Annotated in this window: 21 protein-coding genes and 1 pseudogene; all 22 read right to left on the reverse strand. The window is 68.5% G+C overall.

What is annotated here, in order from left to right; all coding sequences use genetic code 11:
- Positions 1-8: 8 nt before the first annotated feature.
- Complete coding sequence (gene ribD, locus CHEID_RS05135; protein WP_273660950.1) at positions 9-1,112, reverse strand: bifunctional diaminohydroxyphosphoribosylaminopyrimidine deaminase/5-amino-6-(5-phosphoribosylamino)uracil reductase RibD; 1,104 nt, start codon at positions 1,110-1,112, stop codon at positions 9-11.
- Positions 1,109-1,807 carry a ribulose-phosphate 3-epimerase gene (gene rpe, locus CHEID_RS05140; RefSeq protein ID WP_112769432.1) on the reverse strand — a complete coding sequence of 233 codons (699 nt, stop codon included), beginning with the start codon at positions 1,805-1,807 and terminating at the stop codon, positions 1,109-1,111. The genes ribD and rpe overlap by 4 nt, the downstream gene beginning before the upstream one ends.
- 10 nt (positions 1,808-1,817) lie before the next feature.
- Entirely contained in the window at positions 1,818-3,326 is a 1,509-nt protein-coding gene (locus CHEID_RS05145) for an RsmB/NOP family class I SAM-dependent RNA methyltransferase (RefSeq protein WP_112769431.1), read from the reverse strand.
- The gene (gene fmt / locus CHEID_RS05150; protein ID WP_112769430.1) at positions 3,326-4,318 is read right to left on the reverse strand and encodes a methionyl-tRNA formyltransferase; all 993 of its coding nucleotides are present in this window, start codon (positions 4,316-4,318) and stop codon (positions 3,326-3,328) included. Before fmt ends, CHEID_RS05145 begins: the two co-directional genes overlap by 1 nt.
- Entirely contained in the window at positions 4,315-4,821 is a 507-nt protein-coding gene (gene def, locus CHEID_RS05155) for a peptide deformylase (RefSeq protein ID WP_112769429.1), read from the reverse strand. Before def ends, fmt begins: the two co-directional genes overlap by 4 nt.
- 10 nt (positions 4,822-4,831) lie before the next feature.
- A complete protein-coding gene (locus CHEID_RS05160) occupies positions 4,832-6,874 on the reverse strand; it encodes a primosomal protein N' (protein ID WP_273660951.1) in 2,043 nt (680 codons plus the stop codon).
- 19 nt (positions 6,875-6,893) lie between these two features.
- Complete coding sequence (metK, locus tag CHEID_RS05165) at positions 6,894-8,171, reverse strand: methionine adenosyltransferase (RefSeq protein WP_112769427.1); 1,278 nt, start codon at positions 8,169-8,171, stop codon at positions 6,894-6,896.
- Positions 8,172-8,216: 45 nt separating this feature from the next.
- Entirely contained in the window at positions 8,217-9,551 is a 1,335-nt protein-coding gene (coaBC, locus tag CHEID_RS05170) for a bifunctional phosphopantothenoylcysteine decarboxylase/phosphopantothenate--cysteine ligase CoaBC (RefSeq protein WP_112769426.1), read from the reverse strand.
- Between the two features lie 20 nt (positions 9,552-9,571).
- Complete coding sequence (rpoZ, locus tag CHEID_RS05175; protein WP_112769433.1) at positions 9,572-9,823, reverse strand: DNA-directed RNA polymerase subunit omega; 252 nt, start codon at positions 9,821-9,823, stop codon at positions 9,572-9,574.
- Between the two features lie 70 nt (positions 9,824-9,893).
- Complete coding sequence (gene gmk / locus CHEID_RS05180) at positions 9,894-10,460, reverse strand: guanylate kinase (protein ID WP_112769425.1); 567 nt, start codon at positions 10,458-10,460, stop codon at positions 9,894-9,896.
- Positions 10,461-10,464: 4 nt separating this feature from the next.
- Positions 10,465-10,785, reverse strand: a complete 321-nt coding sequence (mihF, locus tag CHEID_RS05185; protein WP_112769424.1) for an integration host factor, actinobacterial type — start codon at positions 10,783-10,785, stop codon at positions 10,465-10,467.
- Positions 10,786-11,170: 385 nt separating this feature from the next.
- A complete protein-coding gene (gene pyrF / locus CHEID_RS05190; RefSeq protein WP_112769423.1) occupies positions 11,171-12,028 on the reverse strand; it encodes an orotidine-5'-phosphate decarboxylase in 858 nt (285 codons plus the stop codon).
- The gene (carB, locus tag CHEID_RS05195) at positions 12,025-15,363 is read right to left on the reverse strand and encodes a carbamoyl-phosphate synthase large subunit (RefSeq protein ID WP_112769422.1); all 3,339 of its coding nucleotides are present in this window, start codon (positions 15,361-15,363) and stop codon (positions 12,025-12,027) included. Before carB ends, pyrF begins: the two co-directional genes overlap by 4 nt.
- Before the next feature lie 61 nt (positions 15,364-15,424).
- Entirely contained in the window at positions 15,425-16,591 is a 1,167-nt protein-coding gene (gene carA, locus CHEID_RS05200) for a glutamine-hydrolyzing carbamoyl-phosphate synthase small subunit (protein WP_112769421.1), read from the reverse strand.
- Positions 16,592-16,685: 94 nt separating this feature from the next.
- On the reverse strand, positions 16,686-18,056 hold the full coding sequence (locus CHEID_RS05205; RefSeq protein ID WP_112769420.1) for a dihydroorotase: 1,371 nt from the start codon (positions 18,054-18,056) through the stop codon (positions 16,686-16,688).
- Positions 18,053-19,015, reverse strand: coding sequence for an aspartate carbamoyltransferase catalytic subunit (locus tag CHEID_RS05210; RefSeq protein WP_112769419.1), 963 nt, complete (start codon positions 19,013-19,015; stop codon positions 18,053-18,055). The genes CHEID_RS05205 and CHEID_RS05210 overlap by 4 nt, the downstream gene beginning before the upstream one ends.
- Positions 19,012-19,647, reverse strand: coding sequence for a bifunctional pyr operon transcriptional regulator/uracil phosphoribosyltransferase PyrR (pyrR, locus tag CHEID_RS05215; protein WP_112769418.1), 636 nt, complete (start codon positions 19,645-19,647; stop codon positions 19,012-19,014). Before pyrR ends, CHEID_RS05210 begins: the two co-directional genes overlap by 4 nt.
- A gap of 258 nt (positions 19,648-19,905) precedes the next feature.
- Positions 19,906-20,469 (reverse strand): annotated as a pseudogene (gene nusB, locus CHEID_RS05220) (transcription antitermination factor NusB); the annotation flags it as partial.
- Between the two features lie 12 nt (positions 20,470-20,481).
- Positions 20,482-21,045 carry an elongation factor P gene (efp, locus tag CHEID_RS05225; RefSeq protein ID WP_112769416.1) on the reverse strand — a complete coding sequence of 188 codons (564 nt, stop codon included), beginning with the start codon at positions 21,043-21,045 and terminating at the stop codon, positions 20,482-20,484.
- Between the two features lie 100 nt (positions 21,046-21,145).
- Positions 21,146-22,228 carry a M24 family metallopeptidase gene (locus CHEID_RS05230; RefSeq protein ID WP_112769415.1) on the reverse strand — a complete coding sequence of 361 codons (1,083 nt, stop codon included), beginning with the start codon at positions 22,226-22,228 and terminating at the stop codon, positions 21,146-21,148.
- Between the two features lie 55 nt (positions 22,229-22,283).
- The gene (gene aroQ / locus CHEID_RS05235) at positions 22,284-22,754 is read right to left on the reverse strand and encodes a type II 3-dehydroquinate dehydratase (RefSeq protein ID WP_112769414.1); all 471 of its coding nucleotides are present in this window, start codon (positions 22,752-22,754) and stop codon (positions 22,284-22,286) included.
- Positions 22,755-23,888, reverse strand: coding sequence for a 3-dehydroquinate synthase (gene aroB / locus CHEID_RS05240; protein ID WP_146743852.1), 1,134 nt, complete (start codon positions 23,886-23,888; stop codon positions 22,755-22,757). It lies immediately after the preceding gene.
- Positions 23,889-23,891 lie beyond the last annotated feature (3 nt).

Consider the following 23,891-nt stretch of genomic DNA (forward strand, 5'->3'; position numbering starts at 1 on the left):
TAGGTCCGTTAGGCCTTCCGTGGAGGGGTGGGGATGGGGGTTAGCGCGGTGGCGATGAACAGCACGTCCGGGCCGAGCGCCGTGAGGCCGCGGGGGTGTAGCCGGCGGAGATCGGCCATGGTGGTGGGGTGCTGTGGATCATTGTGGACGCCAGGGAGCCCGGCGCCCAACACAGCCGGCGCGGTGTAGCACTGGAGCCGGTCGGCGATGCCCGCGGCGAGGAAGGCCCCGATCAGGGTGGGACCTCCCTCCACCAGCACGTCCACGACACCGCGGGCCCGGAGTTCCGCCAGGGCCTCGGCAATATCGTGGGTGCGCAGGTGCAGGGACTGCTCTGGGGGGCCCTGGAACATGGCGTAGCGTTCCCGGGGCAGGTTTCGGCGGCCCAGGGCGACCCGCAGGGGTTGGTGGGGATAGGGGGTCCCCTCCGGCTGGCGGGCGGTGAGGCGGGGGTTGTCCGTGCAGACCGTCCCGGCCCCGACCACGATGACATCGCGGTGGGCGCGGTCGGCGTGCACCCGGGCCCGGGCGGCGGGACCGGTGATCCACTGGCTGCTGCCGTCGCTGGCGGCGATGAAGCCGTCGGCGGTGCGGGCGAGCTTGAGAGTGACGTGGGGGCGCCCCCGCAGTACGGAGAACAACCAGGCTTCCACGGAGTAGATCCCGGTGGAGGTGGACCAATCTGAGCTGACCACCCCATCCTCCCGCAGGTCCAGATAGGGCCCCTGGACCCGCACGCCCGCGGCGCGCAGCCGGTCGCCGCCTCCTGCGGCGGGACGGAAGGGATCGGCGAAGAGGTAATGCACTTCTGCCACCTGCGCCTCGATGAGGGCCTGGGCGCAGGGCCCGGTGCGCCCAGTGTGATTGCAGGGTTCCAGGGTGACGTAGGCATGGGCTCCGCGCGCCCGCTCCCCCGCCCGCCTAAGCGCCACGATCTCCGCGTGGGCGCCGCCGGGCGGCTCGGTAGCGCCGGTGGCGATGACCCCACCGTCCGCCGGATCCACGAGCACGCATCCCACCGGGGGGTTCGGGGATGTGGTCCCCGCGACTTGCCAGCCGGCCGCATCCGCGCGGCGGAAGTGGACTGCCTTCACGCCCGTTATCAGCGTCATCGGGCCTGCACTGCCGCCTGGCGGATCTGCTGCACGGCAGCGTCCGGGTCCGGTGCTCCGAACACGGAGCTGCCGGCGACGTACACGTCCACCCCGGCAGCGGCCGCCTGGGCCGCGGTCTCGGCGCCGATGCCACCGTCGATCTCGATGAGGGTGGCAAGGCCCTCCCGGTCGATGCGTTCGCGCAGGGCCCGCACCTTCCCCAGCACCTCCGGACGGAACTTCTGCCCGCCGAAACCTGGTTCCACGCTCATCACCAGGACAAGATCGAAATCCGCGAGGTGGTCCAGCAAGGGGTCCACGGGGGTATCCGGTTTGACGGAGATACCGGCCAGGGTGCCGCTGGCGCGCAGTTGTGCTGCGAGTTCCCGCGCTGCGGCCAGGGAATCCACGGCCTCCAGGTGGAAGGTCACGCTGTCGAAGTCCGCGTAGTCCTCGGCCCACCTCTGCGGGTCGGCGATCATGAGGTGCACGTCCAGGTGCTTATCCGTGTGCGGCTGCACCGCCGTGGCGACCGGCAGGCCGAAGGAAAGGTTCGGCACGAAGTGCGCATCCATCACGTCGATGTGCAGCCAGTCCGCGCTGGGCACGGCGGCGATATCCCGGGCCAGGAAGGCGAAGTCGGCCGCGAGGATAGAGGGGGCCACCAGCGTCTGCTGGCCGTTTCCGGGGCCCCCTGTCAGGGAATTCGTCATGCCCCCCAGACTACGCGGAGGCCTCCGGTCCCCCGGAATCACCGGGTTTGCGCAGCGCGGCAATGAACATCGCGTCCGTGGAGTGGCGGTGGGGCCACAACTGGATGAAGGGTCCGGCGGCACTTCGGGGAACCTCCGGCAGAATAGCGCCGGCATCGAGGATCTCGGCCCCCTCGCTGCGCGCCACCGCGTGGGCCACCTCCTGCGTCTCGGCGAGGTGCGGCGAGCACGTGGAGTACACCACCACCCCGCCCGGGGCGGCTGCAGCCAGCCCCGCGGCGAGCAGCTCGCGCTGCAGCGCCACCAGCTCCGCCACATCCTCCGGGGACTTGCGCCACCGGGCCTCGGGACGCCGGCGCAGCGCACCCAGCCCCGTGCACGGGGCATCCACCAACACCCGGTCGTATCCTGCGGGCATATCCAACGAGGAGATGGCCCGCAGATCGCGGCCATCGCCGGTGTGCACGCGCACCGGCAGGCCCCGCGTCGCCTTGTCGACTAGGTCCGCGCGGTGCCGGGTGACCTCGATCGCGTCCACCCGCACCCGCTGGGAGGTTTCCGCGCCCTGTCCCCACGCCGCGAGAAAGGCGGTCTTGCCGCCGGGGCCGGAGCACAGGTCCAGCCAGCGGCCCCGGTCCACCCGGCCCAGCGGAGCCCGGCACAGCGCCAACGCCACCAGTTGGGATCCTTCGTCCTGGACGGAGGCCAAACCTTGGCGGATGGCGTCCAGATCCCCTGGATCCCCGGAGGGAAGGTAGACCGCATAGGGCGAGTAAGCCCCGGTTTCCCCGCCCGTGACCAGCGCCAACTCCTCCTGGGAGATGGCCCCCGGCCGGGCCGCGAGGTGGACCGCTGGGCGGCGGTTGTTGGCGGCGAGGGCCTCTGCCAACTCCGGGCTGATGGTCGTGTCTGTATCCGCCCCCGGCTCCAGCAGCGCGTTGTTAATGGCGTCCGCAATCCACCGGGGATGGGCCGACCGCAGTGCAACATCCCCGATCGACGTGCCCGGGGCGATGCGACGCAACCATTCCTGCGCCGGGGTGCGGGTGATCGTGCGCAATACACCGTTAGCGAACCCGGCTGCCGAGCTGAAGCCGCGGTGGCGGACCAGTTCGACAGTGGTAGCCACGGCGGCATGGGGTTCCACCCGGGTGTGCAGGATCTGATACGTCCCCAGTCGCAGCGCATCCAGCACCGGGGGGTCGATGGCACCGATGGGCCGCCCCGCCGCCATTTCGATAACGGCGTCCAATTGCCCCGTGGCCCGCAGACAGCCATAGGTCAGCTCGGTGGCGAATGCGGCATCCCGTCCGCCGATCGACGCCGCCCGCAGCGCGCCGGGGAGCAGGAGATTGCCATAGGCCCCCTGACCGTGCACCTCCCCCAGCACGTCCAGGCACAACTCGCGCACCGGGTCCACCGTGCGGGCGGGGCGCCGGGGAGCGAGTGTGGGGTTGGTCTTCTTGGCGCTCGAGCGATTGGCACGGGCCGACTCGGAACGGGAGCGGAAACCGCCCATTAGTTCTCCTCCTGTTCGGGTGCTGCGGCAAAACGCAGCCCGGCGGCCAGACGGGACTGCTGGCCGCGCGCCCAGTCTGCGGCGTTCATCATTTTCTTCGCGGGCGGTTGGAGACTGAGCAGCTCGAGGGGATCGCTGCCGGTGCCCACGTAGACGGCGTTCTTCGCGGCATGCACCTGACCCGGTTGCAGCGCGGGTAGTTGGGCCTGCGGGTCCACGGGGGTCAGCGCGCCGATCTTGAACCTTTCCTGGTCTGCCAGCGTCCAGGCCCCCGGGGCCGGGGTGTGCGCCCGGCACCGACGGTGGATAGTTCCTGCCGGCCGGGACCAGTCGATCTGGGCGTCCGCGGCGGTGATCTTCGGGGCATGGGTGGCCCCCTCTTTTGGCTGCGGCCGGAGCGTCGCCGTGCCCTCCTCCAGGGCCAGCAGGGCCTGCGCCAAGAGGGGAGCACCTAGCTCGGTGAGCTCCTCCAGCAGCTCGCCCGCCGTCACCTCCGAGCCGATGGGAGCCGGGGCGGTAGCCAGGACATCGCCGGTATCCAAGCCCCGGGCGATGCGGAAGATGCTGGCCCCCGTCGTCTCATCCCCGGCGGCGATGGCCGCCTGCACGGGGGCAGCGCCACGCCACCGCGGGAGCAGGGAGAAGTGCAGGTTGATCCAGCCGTGCTCCAGGGCACCTAGCAGATCCGCCGGGATGAGCGTGCCGTAGGCCACCACGGCGATGGCGTGAACCCCGTGCTCGGCGTAGTCGCGGAGGTGGCGGCGCACCTCCTCGGCCTCGGGCGCAGAGGGGGCCAGGCTGGCCCACTTGTGCACCGGCAGGCCCAACTCCGCAGCGGCCTGGGCCACCGCGGAGGGGCGTGTCTTGCGGCCGCGCCCCGTGCGGGCATCGGGTTGGGTGAGTACACCCAGGATCTCCAGGCGCGGATTGGCCGCCAGGGTACGCAGGGCCGCCGCGGCCGGTTCCGGGGTCCCGGCGAACAGAATCTTCATTGGTTGAACCACTCCGACTGCCGGATCTGGGCCATGGCCGCCTTGCGCTGCTCCGGGGCGAGCTTGGACAGGAAGAGCACCCCGTCCAGGTGATCGGTCTCGTGCTGCACGCAGCGGGCCAGCAGCCCGTCCACCTCGCGGTCGATGGGCTGGCCATCCAGATCCGTGCCCCGCACTCGCACGCGGGCTTGCCGGGGGACCTCCCCGCCTACATCCGGGATAGACAGGCAGCCCTCCTGCTCGGTGATCATCTCGGGGCCAATCGGCTCCCAGGTGGGGTTGCAGATGTGCCCGCGATCCCCGTCGCAGTCGTAGACAAACACGCGCTTGGTGACCCCCACCTGATTAGCCGCCAGACCCACGCCCCCGTAGGCATCCATCGTCTCCAGCATGTCCGCGACGAGGGTACGCAGGGCCGGATCCTCGGCGGGGTTCTCCTGCACCGGGTCCGCCACGGTGCGCAGGACCGGATCTCCGAAAAGTCGCATGTTCAGCACTGTCATGGGCCTCAGGTTAACCGATGCGCACGGGGTCCATGACAACCCTCAGCGGAGCTGCGGCATGTTGAATCTGGCGCACATTCTGCGCAGTCCGCAGACTCGTGCCCAGGGCGTGGGCATGGGCGTGGGGCACCCGGATGATGGCGCGCCGGGCCTGGTCGGCGTGCGTGGGGGTCAACCCGGCGGGCAGGCGCACCCCCGCGGGCAACGGCACCGGGCCCAGCACCTGCGATTCCGGCGGGGCCTCCCAGCACTGCAGCAGCTCCTGGACTGACTGGGCGGTGCCGTCCACCGCCGCGACCGTGACCGCCGGGGGGAACTGGGCCTCCCGGCGATTGACCAGCTCCCGCCGGGCAGCACCGAGGGGATCCCACCGGATGAGCTGCTGCACGGCCGCGTGGTGGGGCTCCCCGGCCAGGACCACGCAGCCGCCGTCCGCGCGCGGTGAGACGAGGGCCGCCGCCTCCATCCACTGCCGCAGGGCGGATTCCCCTGCCCGCAGATCTTGGCGGCCGAGGGGGAGCCACGGATCCAGCAAAACCGCTGCGCCGTAGAGCCCCTCCGCCACCCTGGGCTCGGCACCGGGGGTGGCCACCACGATCTCGGGCCGGCGGCGCACGCTGTCTACGATGCGGTCGGAAGACGAGCGGACCACGGGGATCCCCGGAAAGGCCCGCCCGAGTTCCTCTGCGGTGCGGTCATGGCCGAGGACCGTCATGCGCACCCCCCGGTGGCCGCAGTCCCCGCAACGAAAGGCCGGATCGGGACGGCCACACCACCGGCAGGTCGGCACTACGGGGGAATCTTCCTGGCCCCGCAGCTCCAGGGGCCCGTTGCAGGCCCGACAGCGCGCGGGAGCTCGGCAAGCGGAGCACGCCAGCGCCGGGGCATATCCGCGGCGGGGAACCTGGATGAGCGCGGGGCTCCCCGCCTGCAGGGCCGAACGAATCGCGGTAAAGGCCACGTGCGGGATGCGCCCGGACCCCGCCGTGGTGGCCTCCGCGGCCTGGGCCACCTCGCTATCGCCCACGGCCCGGATGAGCGGCATGCGGCGGCGCAGCTCCTCCACCGCGGGCCTCACGGTGTGCAGTCGGCCCTGCTCCACCCACTGCTGGAGTTCCGCGCTGCGGTGTACCCCGGTGAAGACCAGGCCCGCCTCCTGGGCCTCCGCGCGGTGCATGGCCACCTCCCGGGCGTGCAGATAGGGGGCCCGGGGGTCCACCAAGTTGTCGTCGCCCTCCCCCAGCACGACGACGAGCCGCAGCTTCGCCACGGGCAGCAGCATCGCCGATCGGGTCCCCACCACCACCCGCGCCTGCCCCTTCACGATGGCCAGGTAGCGCCGGTAGCGGGTCGCCGGGCTCTCCGCCGCCGTCATCTGGGTGATCTGGGCCGCCGAGAGCCACCGCCGTAGGGCGGCGACCACGGCATGAACTGCCCGGTTCGTAGGCGCCAGCACCAGCACGCCCCCCTCCCCCCAGGCCGTGGCCGCCGCCAGCGCGGCGACCAGTTCGGCGGGGTCCAGCCCCGGCGGGATCAGCACCGAGGCCCGGGGGTGGCGCCCCTCCACTGCGGCGCGGACCAGCTCTGGGCCGAAGCGGAAGGCGGACCAGGCGGCGGTGGCGTCCGCCATGCTGCTGCGTTGGCACTCCTCGACCGGAACCAGGGAGCCGACGAGATCCGCCCAGGGTTTGCCGCCCCCGAACAGACCATCGGCCTCCGCGCGGGCGTGGCGCGGCGGAATGACGGAACGGATGATGTCCGAGCGGGTCCCGGCGCTGCGCTCGGCGAGGTGGCCCACCATGCGCCACAGGTACTCCGGGACCACCGGGATGGGGCTGACCACGCGCTCGATGGGCTTGAGCTGGCCGGCGTAATCCGTCGACCGCCGCCGCTCAATGAGAATCGCGTCCACGAGGCGGCCGCTGAACCGCACCCGCACCCGCACCCCCGGTTGGGCGGTGTCGTAGAGCTCGTGTGACACCCGGTAGTCGAACAACCGGTCCAGATGGGGCACGGACAGCAGCGGCAGGACGCGTGCGACCGGCTCGTTCATGGCTTCTCCCGGGGGGCGCCTAGCGGTGGTTGGAGGCCCCCAGGGGGCTGCGTGCGGGGGTGCTGGGCCGGGCGGCGGCTCGCTGTGCGGCGGAGCGGAGCTGGTCGGTTCGGTTCGTGCGCTCCCATGGCAGGTCGATGTCGGTGCGGCCGAAGTGGCCATAGGCCGCGGTCTGGGCGTAGATGGGGTGGCGCAGTTCCAGCTCCCGCAGAATGGCGTTGGGGCGCAGGTCGAAGACCTCGATCACGGCATCCTGGATGGCCTGGACGGGCATGCTCTCCGTGCCGAAGGTCTCCACGTACAGGCCGACGGGCTTGGCGCGGCCGATGGCGTAGGCCACCTGCACCTCGGCGCGCTCCGCTAGCCCGGCGGCGACGATGTTCTTGGCCACCCATCGCATGGCGTAGGCCCCGGAGCGGTCCACCTTGGAGGGGTCCTTGCCGGAGAAGGCCCCGCCGCCGTGGCGGGCCATACCGCCGTAGGTGTCCACGATGATTTTGCGGCCGGTGAGGCCGGCATCCCCAGCGGGCCCGCCGAGAATGAAGGAGCCGGAGGGGTTGACGAGAATCGTCATGTCCCGGGTGACGAGGTGGTGGATGCCCGCTTCCCGGATGCAGTGGTCGATAACGTGCTGTTTGAGGGATGCTTCGAGGGAGCGCTGCTGGGGCGCGCCGGACCAGGATTCGTCGTGCTGGGTGGAGATGACGATGGTGTCGATGGCCACCGGCGTGCCCGACTCGTCGTAGGCGAAGGTCACCTGGGTCTTGCCATCGGGCCGCAGGCCGGGGACGATGTTCGCCTTGCGCACGTCCGTGAGCCGACGGGCGAGCCGGTGGGCCAGCGAGATCGGCAGGGGCATGAGCTCTTTAGTCTCGTTCGTGGCATAGCCGAACATGAGCCCCTGGTCCCCGGCGCCGAGTCGATCCTCCTCGTCGAGGTCCCCCGTGTGGGAGTTGCGGTGTTCCATGGCGGTGTCCACCCCGTGGCCGATTTCCGGGGATTGTTCGCCGATGGAGATGCTCACCCCGCAGGTCCGGCCGTCGAATCCCACGTCTGAGGAGGTGAATCCGATGCGGGTGAGGGTATCCCGGACGATCTGCGGAATTTCCACGTAGCCGCTGGTGCGCACTTCCCCGACGACGTGAACGAGTCCGGTGGTCACAACGGTCTCCACCGCGACGCGGGCGTTGGGGTCCTCCCGCAGCATGGCGTCCAGGATGGAGTCGGAGATGGCGTCGCAGATTTTATCCGGGTGCCCCTCGGTCACGGACTCGCTGGTGAACAAGCGCAATGCCACTGTTTTCTCAAACCTCTTTTACGTGTTGTGTCGGACTGGATCATCCTAGACCAAGCGGTCTATTGCCCGATAGTCGCGCTCCAAGAGGTGCTCGACCACATCGAGGATACGGATGGACACGTCCAGCTTGTGCCCATTGGGGACGCCAATAACCCGAGCGCCTCCTTCGGCCTGCGCGCGGGAGGTGGCGTCCTCCCCCGGTGCCGGGGGGGCCACGAGAATCCACCCGGAGCTATCCTCCTGGCCGAACACCTTGCCCTCCCCCACCGCGTTGCACATGATCATGTCGCAGCCCTTGCGCTTCAGCTTGGCCAAGCCGTGATGCAGAGGATCGCCGTCGGTGTCCCCCGTCTCCGCGGCGAACCCCACCAGCAGCGGGCGGCACTCCGCCCCTCTGGACTGCACGAGACTGCGCAGGATGTCGGGGTTCTCCACCAGCTCGAGCGTGTTGAGGTTCGCGGCCGAGCCCTTCTTCAGCTTGGCGCCGGCCACCTGGCCCGGCCGGTAATCCGCCACTGCGGCGGCCATGATGACCACGTCCGCATCCGCTGCGGCGTGTTCCATGGCACGGTGCATTTCTAGGGCCGTACCCACCTTGGTGACCTGGGCCCCCGGGGGCAGGGGAAGGTTTTCCGTCACGCCCGCCACAATGTGCACCTCGGCGCCGCGCTGGGCCGCAATGTCCGCCAGCGCATAGCCCTGTTTGCCGGAGGAGGAGTTGCCGAGGAAGCGCACCGGGTCCAAGGGCTCGTAAGTCCCCCCGGCGGAGACAACCACCTTGACCCCTGCCAGGGACTGATCGAAGGCCCCGGGCCGACTGCGATAAGCGGCCAGGGCCAGGGCCCCAATATGGTCCGGTTCCAACATGCGCCCGGGCCCGGTGTCCGTCCCGGTCAGGCGGCCGTGGGCGGGGTGCAACACCGTGATCCCCCGGCTGCGCAAGGTGTCCACGTTGGCCTGGGTTGCCGGGTTGCACCACATCTCCGTGTGCATCGCGGGGGCCACGACGATGGGGCACGTGGCCACCAGGCAGGAGCTGGTCAACAGGTCATTCGCGCGGCCGTGGGCCAGGCGGGCCAGCAGATCCGCCGTCGCCGGGGCGATGACGATGAGGTCGGCCTCCTGGCCGAGCCGGACGTGCTGCACGCTCTCGACGTCGTCAAAGACCTCCGTGCTCACCGGGTGGTGCGAGAGGGCCTCGAAGGTGGGGGCGCCGACGAACTTCAGGGCAGCGGGGGTGGGCACAACGCGTACATCTACCCCGGCCTCGGTGAAGTAGCGGACCAAATGGGGGGCCTTGAAGGCCGCAATGCCGCCACCCACGCCCACCAGCACCCGGCGGGGGCTGGCAGTTGCGAATGACGGCACGTGGTTAGTCACACCGGACAGGATATTCCCCTTTAGCCCTCGGTGTGCTCCAGCAGGTCACCGTTGATCTCGCGCAGGGCGATGGACAGCGGCTTCTCGTGGATTTCCGGGGTTACCAGGGGGCCGACGTACTCGTAGACCCCATCGTCGATGGTCTGGAAGTAGTTGTTGATCTGCCGGGCGCGCTTCGCTGCATAGATCACTAGTGCGTACTTGGAGGACACCTTCGTGAGCAGCTCATCGATGGGCGGGTTGGTGATCCCAATGGGCGGGTCAAAGACCATGTCGTTGGTATCGGCGGCGGTGGAATTCTCCACGAAAAGACACCTTCTTCGGAATTGCGGTTGTTTTGGGTTAGCTGAGGATCTCGGCGATGCTGGCCACTGCACTATCCACGTTATCGTTGACCACTACGTGGTCGAATTCGTCCTGTGCGGCGAGTTCCCGCTTGGCGGTCTGCAGCCGCCGGTCGATGACGTCCTGGCTCTCGGTGCCCCGGCCGGTCAGGCGCTGAACCAAGGCCTCCCAGGAGGGGGGCGCGAGGAAGACAGTGTGGCTGTCCGGGATAAGGGCCTTCACGTTACGTGCCCCCTCCAGGTCCACCTCCACGAGCACCGGGCGATTGTCGGCCAGCGCCGCCTCGATCGGTTCGCGGGGAGTACCCGAAAGCTGCAGACCGCCGTGGATCTCGGCCCATTCCAGCATGAGGCCAGAGTCGATATTCCGACGGAACTGCTCTCGGGTGACGTAGATGTAATCCTGCCCGTCCACTTCGCCGGGGCGTGGGTCGCGTGTCGTCATAGACACGCTGAAGAAGAGGTTGGGAACCTCGCTGCGCAAGCGGGAGACTACCGTGGATTTCCCCACGGCGGAGGGGCCAGCCAAAACGACCACTCGCCCGCCAGACAGTTGTGCGCTCAAGTCCCTACGCCTCGAAGCCGAAGTGCTCCAGCAGGGCGCGACGCTGACGATCGCCCAGGCCGCGCAGACGGCGGGTGGGGGCGATCTCGAGCTGGTTCATGATCTCTTCCGCCTTGACCTTGCCCACCTTGGGCAGGGAGACCAGCAGAGCGGAGACCTTCATCTTGCCCAGAATCGGATCGGTATCCGCGTCCTTGAGCACCTGCTTCAGGTCGGTGCCGCCTCGCTTGAGCTTCTCACGCAGCTCAGCACGAGCCTTGCGGGCCTCAGCCGCCTTCTTGAGAGCTTCTGCGCGCTGATCCGGGGTCAACTCTGGAAGTGCCACGGGGTTCCTCCGTATGTGTCAAAGAATGCTATCGGTCTATGCGCTGCCGATCCGGCTTCCCCGCATTGGTGGGAAAGCGCGAGCCGCCAGCCGTTTACTGGAGCTACATCGCAACGGATGTCCTCCGGGGTTACGTGCCGCCCATGTGGGTGACGCTCCAACGTTCTCAGGTTCACCCTGGAAGTGAACACCGGTAGAGCGTAGGAGGTGCCGCTGGCTAAAGCCAGTCGACACTCCCGAACCAAAGGTAGTGGTGGGCCACTGACAATCGTCAAGGAATGAGATTATTCTCACCCCCAAAACGCCGCGCCCACCCTCAGCTATCGTGCCAAGGGCTGTTGCGCCTCGGCGTGTCCCGGGCTAACTGCTCGGACAGTCTAACACCTTAGGCAGTCGGCCCCGTGGACAGGGCCAGCGCCGCCGTGTGTTCCAGCACGGCAGCGTGCAGGGCCTGCGGCTCCGGTCCGGACTTCAGGACGGCGCGGGAGACGTTCGGACTGACTAATTCCAGCGCGTTGCCCGCGATTCGCCGCACGTCCTGGGGGGTGCCCCCCTGCGCTCCGACCCCCGGCATGAGAATCACTCCGCCCACTGCGTCCAGGTTCGGTGGATCCTGCACCGTGGCGCCCACTACCACGCCCAGGTTGCCGGGACCTTCCCCGGTTCGCTCGGCGTTGAGCCTGCCCACCCGGTCCACGACGTCCTGATCCAGCCGACGGTCCCCCTCGGCGCACCGGGCCCGCTGGACACTTGGGGCTTCCGGGTTGGAGGTCGCCGCGAGCACAATTGCTCCCTTGTGGTGGCGTTGCGCCAGTTCGAACACGGGAGTCAGGGAGTCCACGCCCAGCCAGGGGGATACCGTGAGGGCATCCACGCTCAACGGGGACTCCGGCGCCAGCCACGCCGTCGCGTATCCGGCCATCGTGGAACCGATATCGCCGCGCTTGGCGTCCGCGATAACGAGCACACCCCGCTCCCGCAGCGCCGCAATGGCCTCCTCCAGCACCGCATAGCCGACGGACCCAAAAGCCTCGTAGAAGGCCACCTGGGGTTTGACCACACAGGCCGCCTCCCCGAACCCCTCCACGCAGCGGCGAGAGAACTCCCGCAGCCCTTCCGCGCTCACCGGCAAGCCCCAGGCCCGCAGCAAGTGGGGGTGCGGATCCATGCCCACGCAGAGCTGTCCGTGCGTGGCGGCGCGCAGCGTGAAGCGCTCGCCGAAGGTGTGCTGGCCCGCGCTCATGAGTGATCGATCTCCTGGATGGCCAGCACTCCGGTCTCACGATTGAGGAGCGCCTCGATGCCCTGCACTGCGGCGACGGTGCCTTGGACGGTGGTGATGCAGGGGATGCCCTTCTTCACCGCGGCCGCGCGGATGTCGTAGCCGTCATTGCGGGCCCCGGCGGACCCGGCAGGGGTGTTGATGATGAGGTCGATCTCCCCGTCTTGGATGTGGTCCACCACGCTGCGGCCCGCTGCCTGCGGATCCCGCTGCACATCGGAGACCTTGGCGACGACGGTGCACTCCACCCCGTTGCGGCGCAACATGCCCGCAGATCCGGCGGTGGCATACACCTGGAAGCCCAGGCTGGCCAGGCGCTGGATGGGCATCAAGAGGGTGCGCTTGTCCCGATTGGCAATGGAGACGAACACCGTGCCCCCGGTCGGCAGGGAACCGAAGGCCCCCTCCTGGGACTTGGCGAAGGCGGTGCCGAAGTCCGCGTCAAGCCCCATGACCTCCCCGGTGGACTTCATCTCCGGGCTCAGCAGGGAATCCAGCACCTTCCCGTCCGGGGAGCGGAACCGGTTGAAGGGCATGACGGCTTCCTTCACCGCGATGGGATGACCCATGGGCAGGCTGCCGCCGTCGCGATCCTCCGGCAGCACTCCCTCCTCCTTCAAAGAGGAGATGGTCTCCCCCAGCATGATCCGGGCCGCCGCCTTGGCCAGGGGCACGCCGGTGGCCTTGGATACGAACGGCACCGTGCGGGAGGCCCGGGGGTTGGCCTCGATGACGTAGAGCGTGTCGTCCTTCAGCGCGAACTGCACATTCATCAGGCCCTTCACACCGATACCCAACGCCAGCTCGCGCGTCGAGCGGCGGACGTTCTCGATGTCCTCGGCGCCGAGGGTCATCGGCGGCAGCGCGCAGGCGGAGTCCCCGGAGTGGATGCCCGCCTCCTCGATGTGTTCCATCACGCCGGCCAGGTACACGTCCTCCCCATCACAGAGGGCATCCACGTCGATCTCGATGGCGGAGTCCAGGAAGCGGTCCACCAGCACCGGGTGGTCCGTGTTCAGCTCGGTGGCCCGGGTGATGTAGTCCTCCAGGGACTGCTCGTCATAGACGATCTCCATGCCCCGACCGCCCAGGACGTAGGAGGGCCGAACGAGCACCGGGTACCCGATGCGAGCGGCCACCTCCCGGGCTTCCGCAAAACTCGTTGCCGTGCCATAGGCCGGGGCGGGCAGACCGGCGCGGGACAGCACCTTGCCGAACTCCCCGCGATCCTCGGCGGAGTTAATGGCCTCCGGGCTGGTGCCCACGATGGGGACCCCCGCATCCGCCAACCGCTGCGCGAGCCCCAGCGGAGTCTGCCCGCCGAGCTGCACAATGACCCCCGCGATCTCCCCGGACTGGGATTCGGCGTGGTAGACCTCCATCACGTCTTCGAAGGTTAGCGGCTCAAAGTACAGGCGGTCCGCCGTGTCGTAGTCGGTGGAGACGGTCTCCGGGTTGCAGTTGATCATCACCGTCTCGTACCCCACCCGGGACAGCTCCAGGGCGGCGTGGACACAGGAGTAATCGAACTCGATGCCCTGGCCGATGCGGTTGGGGCCAGAGCCCAGGATCAGAACCTTCTTCTTCTCCCGCTGCTCGGCGACCTCCGACTCGGCCTCCGGGTCCAGCTCATAGGAGCTGTAGTGGTACGGGGTTTTGGCCTCGAACTCCGCCGCACACGTATCCACCGTCTTGAACACCGGGCGGATCCCCTGGGCCCAGCGCAGGGCGCGCACCCCGTCCTCCCCCGCCAGTTCCGGGCGCAGCGCCGCGATCTGGCGGTCGGACAAGCCCATGTACTTGGCGCGGCGCAGCAAGTTCACATCCAGCACCGGCGCGCTTTCCAGTTCCTCGCGGAACTCCACCAGCGCCACCAGCTCGTGCAGGAACCAAGGGTCGATGCCGGAGGCCTCGTAGACCTGCTCCACGCTGGCTCCCAGGCGCAGCGCCAGCTCTGCATCGTAGAGGCGGCCCTCCGTGGGTCTGCGCAGGCCGTCGAGGACCCGCGCGAGGTTGGTGGCGTCCTCACCGGCAAAAGAGGAATCCGGCGCGGTCCAGAACCCGGCGGGCTTGGTCTCCAGGGACCGCATGACCTTGTTCAGCCCGGTGATGTAGTTGCGGCCGACCGCCATGGCCTCCCCCACGGATTTCATGGTGGTGGTCAGGGTGTCGTCGGCGCCGGGGAACTTCTCGAAGGCGAACCGCGGGGCCTTGACGATCACGTAGTCCAGGGTGGGTTCGAAGGCCGCGGGGGTGACCTCGGTGATGTCGTTGCGAACCTCGTCCAGGGTGTAGCCGATGGCCAGCTTCGCGGCCAGCTTAGCGATGGGGAAGCCCGTGGCCTTGGAGGCCAGGGCGGAGGAGCGGGAGACGCGGGGGTTCATCTCGATGGTGATGAGGCGCCCGTCGGTGGGGTTGATCGCGAACTGGATGTTGCAGCCGCCCGTGTCCACGCCCACCTCGCGCAGAATTGCGATGCCTTGGTCGCGCATCTTCTGGAACTCGCGGTCCGTCAGGGTCAGGGAGGGGGCCACCGTCACGGAATCCCCGGTGTGCACGCCCAGGGCATCCACGTTCTCGATGGAGCACACTACCACGACGTTGTCCGCCCCATCGCGCATGAGCTCCAGCTCGAACTCCTTCCACCCCAGGATGGATTCCTCGATCAGCACGTTCGCCTCCGGGGATGCCGCCAGCCCGCCGCCGGCAATGCGCTCCAGATCCTCCTGCGTGAAGGCCAGCCCGGAACCCAGGCCGCCCATCGTGAAGGAGGGCCGCACGACGACGGGCAAGCCCAGCTCCTCCACCGTGGAGTAGACCTCCGCCATGTTGTGGCACACGCGCGAGCGCGCGGACTCCCCGCCGATCTTTGCGACGATGTCCTTGAACTTCTGCCGGTCCTCCCCCCGCTCGATCGCGTCGATGTCCGCGCCGATGAGCTCCACGCCGTACTTTTCCAGGATGCCCAGCCGGTCCAGTTGGATTGCCGCGTTGAGTGCGGTCTGGCCGCCGAGGGTCGCCAGAACCGCGTCGATCTTGTGCCCCTCCGCCTGCTCCGCAGCGAAGATTTTCTCGATGTACTGCGGCTGGATGGGCTCGATGTAGGTGTGGTCCGCGAACTCCGGGTCCGTCATGATCGTGGCCGGGTTGGAGTTGATGAGGGTCACCCGCAGGCCCTCCTCCTTGAGCACCCGGCAGGCCTGCGTACCGGAGTAGTCGAACTCGCAGGCCTGGCCGATGACGATGGGGCCGGAGCCGATAACGAGCACGTGGTTGATGTCTGTGCGGCGGGGCATGAAGGGCCTTTCCGTGGGGATGTACAGCGGTGGAGCGTGGGGGTAGAGGGTGCGGCGAGCTTTAGATGGCCGCGCCGGGGGCTTTTGCGCCGTCCAGCATGCGGATGAAGTCGTCGAACAGGGGGTTAGCGTCGTGCGGGCCGGCGGCGGATTCTGGGTGGTATTGCACGGAGAAGGCCAGCCCGTTGGTCAGCGCGACTCCCTCCACCGTCCCGTCGTTGAGGCAGGTGTGGGTCACCCGGGCGGGGCCGAAGTCCGTGTCGAATTCGGCCATCGGCTCCCCGGCCAGGGCGAAACCGTGGTTTTGGGCGGTGATGTCGATGGCGCCGGTGACGTGGTTGAGGACGGGCACGTTCGTGCCGCGGTGGCCGAACTTCAACTTGTAGGTATCCATGCCCAGCGCGCGGCCCAGGATCTGGTTGCCGAAGCAGATGCCGAAGAAGGGGATCTTGGCGCCGAGCACCTTGCGCACCTGCGCGACGGTCACGTCTGCGGTGGCGGGGTCGCCGGGCCCGTTCGAGACGAACACGCCCTGCCCCTGGTATTCCTCCAGCAGCTCTTGCACCCGCTCAAAGGGGGTATCCGAGGGGACGACGACGGTGCGTACGCCGCGCTTAATGAACTCGCGGGGGGTGTTGGTCTTGATACCCATGTCGTATGCCACGACGGTGTAGCGCGTCTCCCCCTCCGGATCCACCACGTAGGCGTCGTCGGTGGAGACATCCCCGGCCAGGTCTGCCCCGGCCATGGTGGGCTGTTCGCGGACCGTCGCGAGCATCTCCTCCTGACTGGGCAGCTCCTCCCCGGAGAACAGCCCGGCGGCCACGGAGCCTTTGTCTCGCAGGTGCCGGACGATGGCCCGGGTATCCACCCCCTGGATGCCGATGATGTTCTGGGCCCGCATTTCCGCCTCGAGGCTGCGGTTGGCCCGCCAGTTGGACACGGTGTGGCTGAGGTCCCGAACAACCAGCCCAGCGATCCAGATCTTGTCGCCGTGGGATTCCGAGTCCTCGTCGTTCCACCCGGTATTGCCGATGTGCGGTGCTGTGGCGACCACGATTTGCCGGTGGTAGGAGGGGTCCGTCATGGTCTCTTGGTATCCGGTCATGGCCGTGGTGAAGACTGCTTCGCCCAGGGTCTGACCTTGCGCGCCGAAGGCCTCGCCCCGGAAGATCCGGCCGTCCGCCAAGACCAGCGCCGCAGGAGTGCGGGGGTGCTTCCGTGTCACGTGTGGTCCCTACTTTCTGTTGTGTTCTTCTTCTTCTGGACGCCAACCCCGACCAAGCGCCGACTGCACTTTCCCGCGAGGCTGTGCGGGGGGGTTAGGTGACGGCTTGGCCGTCGCGGCAGGTGATCTTGCCGCGCAGGATGGTGGTGGATACCCGCACGGGCATGTCCATGCCCTCGTAGGGAGTGTTCCGCGCCTTGGAGGCCATATCCCTGCCACTGGCAACCCAGCTACGGGTGGTGTCCACCGCGCAGAGGTTGGCCGGCTCCCCCACCGCGATGGGACGGCCGTGGCCGGGGAGTTTGGTGATCCGGGCGGGGTTTTCGGACATGACCCGGGCCACGAAGCGCCAGTCCTGGTCCCCGTCGAGGACGAAGATCTGCGCGATCAGCGCCAGGGAGGTCTCCAGCCCCAGCATCCCGGGGCGGGCGAGGTCGAACTCGCAGCACTTTTCCTCGCTGCCGTGGGGGGCGTGGTCCGTGGCCACGCAGTCCACGATGCCCTCGGCGAGGGCCCGGCGCAGCGCCTGGACGTCGCGGTGTTCCCGTAGGGGTGGGTTGACTCGGTTCACTCCGTCGTAGGTGGCCAGGCGCTCGTCGGTGAGCAGCAGGTGGTGGGGGGTGACCTCCGCCGTGAGCGGGATCTGTTGCTCCTTGGCCCACCGCAGCAGGGCCACGGTCCCCTCGGTGGAGGCGTGGCAAATGTGTAGGCGGCCGCCGTAGTCGCGGGCCATGATGGCATCCCGGGCCACGATGGACTCCTCGGCGACGCGCGGCCAGCCCCGCAGGCCCAGGCGCGCGGCGGTGGAACCCTCGTGGGCCACGGCGCCCTCCGTCAACCGGGGCTCCTCGCAGTGCTGGGCCAGCAACACGTCTTCGCCTCGGGCGTACTCAATGGCGCGGCGCATGAGGCGCGGATCGTGCACACATTTGCCGTCGTCGGAGAACATCCGGACCTTGGCGTCCGAATCAGCCATCATGCCGAACTCCGTGAGCTCGGAACCATGCAGACCACGGCTGATGGAGCCGACCGGGTGCACGTCGCAGAGGTTGGTGTTCTGCCCCTTGAACCACACCGTCTCCGCGATGGCTGGGTTGTCCATGACCGGGGAGGTGTTGGCCATCGTGAACACCGCCGTGAAGCCGCCCTGGGCGGCGGCGGCGGAGCCGGTCGCGATGGTTTCGGTGTCCTCGCGGCCCGGTTCCCGCAGGTGGACGTGCATATCAACGAGGCCGGGCAGCAGCACCTGGCCCTGCAGGTCCACACTCGTGCCCTCCGGGGAGAGCGCATCGGCGAGGTCCGGCCCCATCTCGGCGATGACCCCATCCCGGATGAGAACGTCTATGGGTTCCCCCTCCCCATAGGGCAGGACCCCGCGCAACAGTAGTTCTGCGGCAGCCCCGGTGGGGTGCGGCGCTAAAGCCCCCGTGCTCGGGTAGGCGGACTCGGTTGTGGGCTGGTTCATTGCGCCTTTCCTAGGTTCAACTGGGCCTGGGGGCCGACGAGCAGGGTGAAGAGGACGGCCATGCGGACGTGCACACCGGCCGTGACCTGCTGGAGCACCACGGCGTTGGGGGCATCCGCCACATCGTCGCTGATTTCCATGCCGCGCAGCATGGGCCCGGGGTGCATGACAATCGCCCCGTCCCGCATCGCGGCCAGGCGCCGGGGGGACAACCCGTAGCGCACCGCGTATTCGCGGTGGGAGGGAAAGAATCCGCCGTTCATCCGCTCTTGCTGCACGCGCAGCATCATCACCGCGTCCGCGCCGCGGAGGGCATCATCGAAGTTTTGGGTGACCCGCACCTGGCCCCCTGCTTCCCGGCCCCAGGTCTCCACTCCGAAGGGCAGCAGCGTGGGGGGAGCCACGAAGGTCACGTCCGCGCCGAGGGCCGTGAGCAGCTCGGCATTAGAGCGGGCCACGCGGGAGTGCAGGATGTCCCCGACGATGACCACGTGGGTTCCCTCGATCTGCCCGCGATGGCGGCGCAAGGTGGTGGCGTCCAAAAGCGCCTGGGTGGGGTGCTCATGGGCCCCATCCCCGGCGTTGACCACCGCGGTATCGGTGAGCCACCCGGCCACTTGCCGGGCCGCACCGGAAGAGGGGTGGCGCATGACGATCGCGTCCGCCCCCACGGCCTTGAGCGTCAAGGCGGTGTCCTTGAGGGATTCGCCCTTCTTCACGCTGGAGCTGGAGGCGGAGATGTTGATCACATCCGCGCTCATCCACTTGCCGGCCGTCTCGAAGGACGAGCGGGTGCGGGTGGAGTTTTCGTAGAACATTGTGAAGATGGTGCGGCCGCGCAGCGTGGGCAGCTTCTTCATCTCCCGCCCGTGGAGGGCCTCGTGGAAGCGATCGGCCTCGTCGAGGAGGCCAGTGATTTCCGCCGCGGAGAGGTCCGCGATGCTGAGGAGGTGCTTCATGCCTGGGTGCCCCTGTTTCCCTTGGTGGTCGTCGTGGTGCTCTCGGCGTGGGTGGGCGTGGCCCCTGGTCGGTGCAACAGCACCCGGTCTTGGCCATCGAGCTCGCTGAGCTCCACGATGACGTCCTCCGTGGAGGAGGTGGGGATGTTTTTGCCCACGTAGTCCGCGCGGATGGGCAATTGCCGGTGGCCGCGGTCGATGAGGACGGCGAGTTGCACCTGTCCGGCCCGGCCGATGTCCCGCAGAGCGTCGAGGGCGGCCCGGATGGTGCGGCCGGAGTAGAGCACGTCGTCGACGAGGATGACGGTGCTGCCGTCGATTCCGCGATCCGGGACCGTAGTGGGTTTCAGGGCGCGGTGCGTGGTGCTGGTCCGCAGATCATCGCGGTAGAGGGTGACGTCCAGGGAGCCGTGGAAGACGTCCACCCCGGAGAACTCGGTGATGCGCTCGGCCAGGCGCCGGGCCAGCGGCACCCCGCCAGAGGGGATCCCCAGCAGGATGACGGGCGGGGATTCGGCGCTATCCAGCGCGGTCTTCTCAATGATCTGGTGCGCGATGCGCGCCACGGTGCGGCCCACGTCCTCCGGTTCCAGCAGGGTGACCGGGGGCGAGCTTTCGGTGGCTCGGCTCATCGTGACCTCCTTTCCCGCCTCACAGTGCGGTCCGTTAAAGGATGTCTTGGTGACGTTTTTCTCGCCCGAGCTTAGCACGCAAGGGCCGGGGGGTTAGGCCTCCGAAGTCGAGCCCCGGTCCTCCGGCCTGGGCTCGGTGGCCCGATGCTGGTCGATGAGGACCCGTTCGGCGGCCTTTGCGCGCTCCGCAGCGTCCTCGTCGGCGGGCGAGTCCACCTCCGGTGCTTGCTGTTCGCCGGCTTTCGGGCTGCGTGCCTGGTCGGCCAGTACCTCTGCCGTGGCGGCAGTGTCTTCATCAAAAGTGGTCATGGTCTTCTCCTGTTCCGGGGCGCGCCAGCGCTCGGCCAGCCGGTCCAGCACGGCGTGCACGTAGGCCTGGGCTTTGACGTGGCTGTACTCACTGGCCAGCTCCACGCCCTCCACGGTGGCGACCTCCCTGGGCACCTCCGGGTTGAACATCAGCTCCCACGTGGACACGCGCAGCACAGCCCGGTCCACCGCGGGTAGCCGCTCCAGCTTCCACTCCTCGGAGAGGTGCTCGGCGATGGTGTCGTCGATGGCGTCCAGGTTCTCCGCCACCCCCGTGACGATCGTCTGGGTGTAGGGCATCACTGGGCGGTAGTGGGCAGTGGGATCCTGCGCGAGCTCCACGTGCTCCTCGATGACCTCCACCGGATCCACATCCCGAAACTCCGCCTCGAAGAGCAGGTCCACGGCCCGGGCCCGGGCCCGGTAGCGGGACCCGTGGCGCTTGCGGCCGACCTGCTCGCGTTCGCCCGCCCGTTGGCGTTTGGACCCAGTTGGGTGTTGTTCGTCTTTCACCGCGCGCGAAGCCTAGCTGTTGACGCGGGAGAGGTACTGGCCATTGCGGGTATCCACCTTGACCACGTTGCCGGTCTCCAGGAACAGCGGCACCTGGATCTCGGCGCCGGTCTCCAGGGTGGCGGGCTTGGTGCCGCCCGTGGAGCGATCGCCCTGCAGCCCGGGGTCGGTGTGCTCGATGCGCAGCTCCAGGGAGACGGGCAGGTCCACGAACAGCGGCTCCCCCTCGTGAAAGGAGACCTGCACCTTGGTGTTTTCCAGCAGGAAGCGGGCGCCGTCGCCGAGCAGGTGGGGGGCGGCTTCAATCTGGTCGTAGGTCTTGTCGTCCATGAGGACGTAGTTGGTGCCGTCGTTGTACAGGTAGGTCATGTCGCGGCGGTCCACCGTCGCGGTTTCGACCTTGACGCCGGCGTTGAAGGTCTTGTCGACAGTCTTGCCAGACATCACGTCCTTCAGCTTGGTGCGCACGAAGGCCGGGCCCTTGCCGGGCTTGACGTGCTGGAATTCGACGATCTGCTGCAGCTTGCCGTCGATCTTCAGGACGAGTCCGTTTTTAAAGTCTGCCGTGGTTGCCACGTAGAGCCTCTCTGTGGTCGGTTGTTATGTTTTTTTGGACGCCACCTCCACCGATCGCATCCACCCAGTTCAACCTAGGTAGTCTAGCAGCCGCCGGGGGCTAGACCACGTGAAGATCGAGCGAGGAGGGGTTCAGGCTCTCCGCGCCGGTGGGTGTGATGACGTAGGTGTTCTCCAGCCGCACTCCAATCCGCCCGGGCAGGTAGATGCCCGGTTCCACGGTGAGGGTCATGCCCTCCTGCAGGGTTTCCTCGGGGTCCACGAACCCAGAGGCCGACGGGGCTTCGTGGACGTCCAGCCCCACACCGTGACCGGTGCTGTGGACGAAGAACGGCCCGTAGCCGGCATCCTCGATGACATCCACGCAGGCTTGGTGGATATCCCGCAGCCGGGCACCGGGGGCCAAAAGCTGTGCGCCGGCCCGGTGGGCCCGTAGGACGATGTCGTAGATCTCCGCGCCCAGCGCGTGGGGCTTTTCGATGCTCACGCACCGGGTCTGATCGGAGGCGTAGCCGTCGACGTACACGCCGAAGTCCACGGTGACGAGGCCGTAGAGGAGAGGATCCCCAGATGCGCCCGCGTGGGGCTTGGCCGAGTTGGCCCCACTGGCCAGGATGGTATCGAAGCTCAGTCCGTCGGCCCCGGCCATGCGCAGCCGGTACTCCAGGTCTGCCGCAGCCTCGCGCTCGGGGCGATTGGCCCGGAGCGCGCCCCCTGCCAAGAACTCCGTCCACACCCGATCGGCCAGGTGCCCCGCCCGCCGCAGGGCGTCGATCTCCGCGTCGTCCTTGATGAGGCGCTCGCGCTCGACAGTGCCGCTGAGGATCGGCGGGTCCCCCAGCGCCTTGGCCCGGGCCACGGGCAGGGAGGGTTCCACGGCGAAGGCGCCCTTTTCCCGCAGGGCGGCGAACAGGTCTCGCTCGATGAGGATCTCCATGTCCTCCGGGGCCCCCGTCTGCTGGCGGACCTGAGTGGTGTAGCGCCCGTCGGTGCCCAGCACACAGGAGCCATCGGGGCGCAGCAGTAAAACCGCGTTGGAGCCCGTGAAGCCCGTGAGATAGCGCACGTTTTTCAGGTCGGTGATGAGCAGCGCGCCGTGATTGGCGTCCGCAATATGCCGCCCTACGCGCTGACGCCGCTGCCTACCGCGCTCGGCGGTCTCGTTCGCGTTAACTTCTGCCATGGTGGTGCTGGTCCTCCTGGTTTGTCTCACGTGTTGACGACTGGGAATGGTGCCCCTAGCGGGGGCTGCTCGCGGTGTTGCGGTCGGCAAAGTACTGCAGGGCCAACTCGTAGCCGGTGACCCCCAGCCCCGCGATCACGCCCTCCGCTATGGCGCTGAGGTAGCTGTGGTGCCGGAACTGCTCCCGGGCGTGCACGTTGGAAATGTGCACCTCCACAAAGCCTGCGCCATCCGCGATCTCCGCGAGCGCATCGCGCAGGGCCACGGAGGTGTGGGTGAACCCGCCCGGATTGATGATGACGGCGGCGCCCTCGTCGGCGGCCCGGTGGACCTCCTCGATGAGCTCGCCCTCGTGGTTGGACTGCACGCAGCGCACAGTCAGGTTCAAGGTCTGGCCGCGGCGGCGGAGACGAGCCTCCACGTCCGCGAGGGTCGTGGCCCCGTAGACCTCCGGCTGCCGCTTCCCCAACCGGTTGAGGTTGGGCCCGTTGAGAACCACGACGCTGTCAACGTGCTGCTGCGCCATCTACTCCGCTCCCCTCGGCTGGGTTGCCGCATAGGCCGCCTGTAGTGCCGCCCAGTCCGGGCCCGCCAGGCGGGTGGGGCGGCCGATGCCTTCCAGCACCACGAAGCGAATGTCGGAGCCGCGGTTCTTCTTGTCGCGGCCCATGACGTCGATGAGGGTATCCAGATCCGCGCCGCCATACGCGATGGGTAGGCCCACGCTGGCGAGGATGCCGCGGTGCCGCTGGACCTCCGACCGGGACAGCAGCCCGACGGCGTGGGCGAGCTCGGCCTCGAAGACCATGCCCACCGCGACGGCGTGACCGTGCCGCCAGCGGTAGTTTTCCTGATGTTCTACGGCGTGGCCATAGGTGTGGCCGTAGTTGAGAATCTCCCGCAGGTGGGACTCCTTAAGGTCCTGGCCCACCACGTCCGCCTTGACCTGGATGGAGCGCCGGATGAGCTCCGGGAGCGCACCCTCTGGATCTACAGCGGCTGCCGGGTCTGCCTCCACGAGGCTGAGGATCTCTGTATCGGCGATGAACCCGGCCTTGATGATCTCCGCACTGCCGGCGACGAGCTCGGCCCGGGGTAGGGTGCGCAGCACCTCGAGGTCGACAATCACCCCCGCGGGTTCGTGGAAGGAACCGACGAGGTTCTTGCCCGCCTCCGTGTTGATCCCGGTCTTCCCACCCACGGCGGCATCCACCATGGCCAGCAGGGTGGTGGGATAGTGGACCACGCGGATACCCCGCATCCACGTCGCGGCGATGAACCCGGCCACGTCGGTGGCGGCCCCGCCCCCCACGCTGAGGATGGCGTCCGCTCGGGTCAGCCCGGCCTCGGCGCACGCGGCCCAGGCCCGGCCTGCGGCGTGGAGGGTTTTGCCCTCTTCTGCGTCCGGCAGCTCGTGGAGCACCGTGCGCAGGGCCCGCGCCCCCTGGTCTCCCCCCTCCAGAAGGTCCCGCAGCTGAATGACCCGATCCCGCAGAGCCGGCTGGTGGAGGATCAGCACGGTGGAGGGAGCCTCCCCCAGGGCCGCGCGGATGGCCGCCGCGCTGGGCTCGATGGAGCGGCAGATCGTCACGTCATAGGGGTTCGCGGAGGCCACCCGGATGTGTCCCGAGTGCTGACCCATCGTGTCGGCGCCAGTCATCTC

Origin of the sequence: Corynebacterium heidelbergense (assembly GCF_028609845.1) — a bacterium.
Classification (GTDB): domain Bacteria; phylum Actinomycetota; class Actinomycetes; order Mycobacteriales; family Mycobacteriaceae; genus Corynebacterium; species Corynebacterium heidelbergense.

Coding starts and splice junctions, on each gene's coding strand:
- CHEID_RS05210 (WP_112769419.1), bottom strand. CDS start 19,015: ATGAAGCACCTCCTCAGCATCGCGGACCTCTCCGCGGCGGAAATCACT.
- fmt (WP_112769430.1), bottom strand. CDS start 4,318: ATGAAGATTCTGTTCGCCGGGACCCCGGAACCGGCCGCGGCGGCCCTG.
- aroB (WP_146743852.1), bottom strand. CDS start 23,888: ATGACTGGCGCCGACACGATGGGTCAGCACTCGGGACACATCCGGGTG.
- pyrF (WP_112769423.1), bottom strand. CDS start 12,028: ATGAGCGCGGGCCAGCACACCTTCGGCGAGCGCTTCACGCTGCGCGCC.
- aroQ (WP_112769414.1), bottom strand. CDS start 22,754: ATGGCGCAGCAGCACGTTGACAGCGTCGTGGTTCTCAACGGGCCCAAC.
- CHEID_RS05230 (WP_112769415.1), bottom strand. CDS start 22,228: ATGGCAGAAGTTAACGCGAACGAGACCGCCGAGCGCGGTAGGCAGCGG.
- def (WP_112769429.1), bottom strand. CDS start 4,821: ATGACAGTGCTGAACATGCGACTTTTCGGAGATCCGGTCCTGCGCACC.
- CHEID_RS05205 (WP_112769420.1), bottom strand. CDS start 18,056: ATGAACCAGCCCACAACCGAGTCCGCCTACCCGAGCACGGGGGCTTTA.
- rpe (WP_112769432.1), bottom strand. CDS start 1,807: ATGACGAATTCCCTGACAGGGGGCCCCGGAAACGGCCAGCAGACGCTG.
- CHEID_RS05160 (WP_273660951.1), bottom strand. CDS start 6,874: ATGAACGAGCCGGTCGCACGCGTCCTGCCGCTGCTGTCCGTGCCCCAT.
- CHEID_RS05145 (WP_112769431.1), bottom strand. CDS start 3,326: ATGGGCGGTTTCCGCTCCCGTTCCGAGTCGGCCCGTGCCAATCGCTCG.
- carB (WP_112769422.1), bottom strand. CDS start 15,363: ATGCCCCGCCGCACAGACATCAACCACGTGCTCGTTATCGGCTCCGGC.
- ribD (WP_273660950.1), bottom strand. CDS start 1,112: ATGACGCTGATAACGGGCGTGAAGGCAGTCCACTTCCGCCGCGCGGAT.
- pyrR (WP_112769418.1), bottom strand. CDS start 19,647: ATGAGCCGAGCCACCGAAAGCTCGCCCCCGGTCACCCTGCTGGAACCG.
- rpoZ (WP_112769433.1), bottom strand. CDS start 9,823: ATGGTCTTTGACCCGCCCATTGGGATCACCAACCCGCCCATCGATGAG.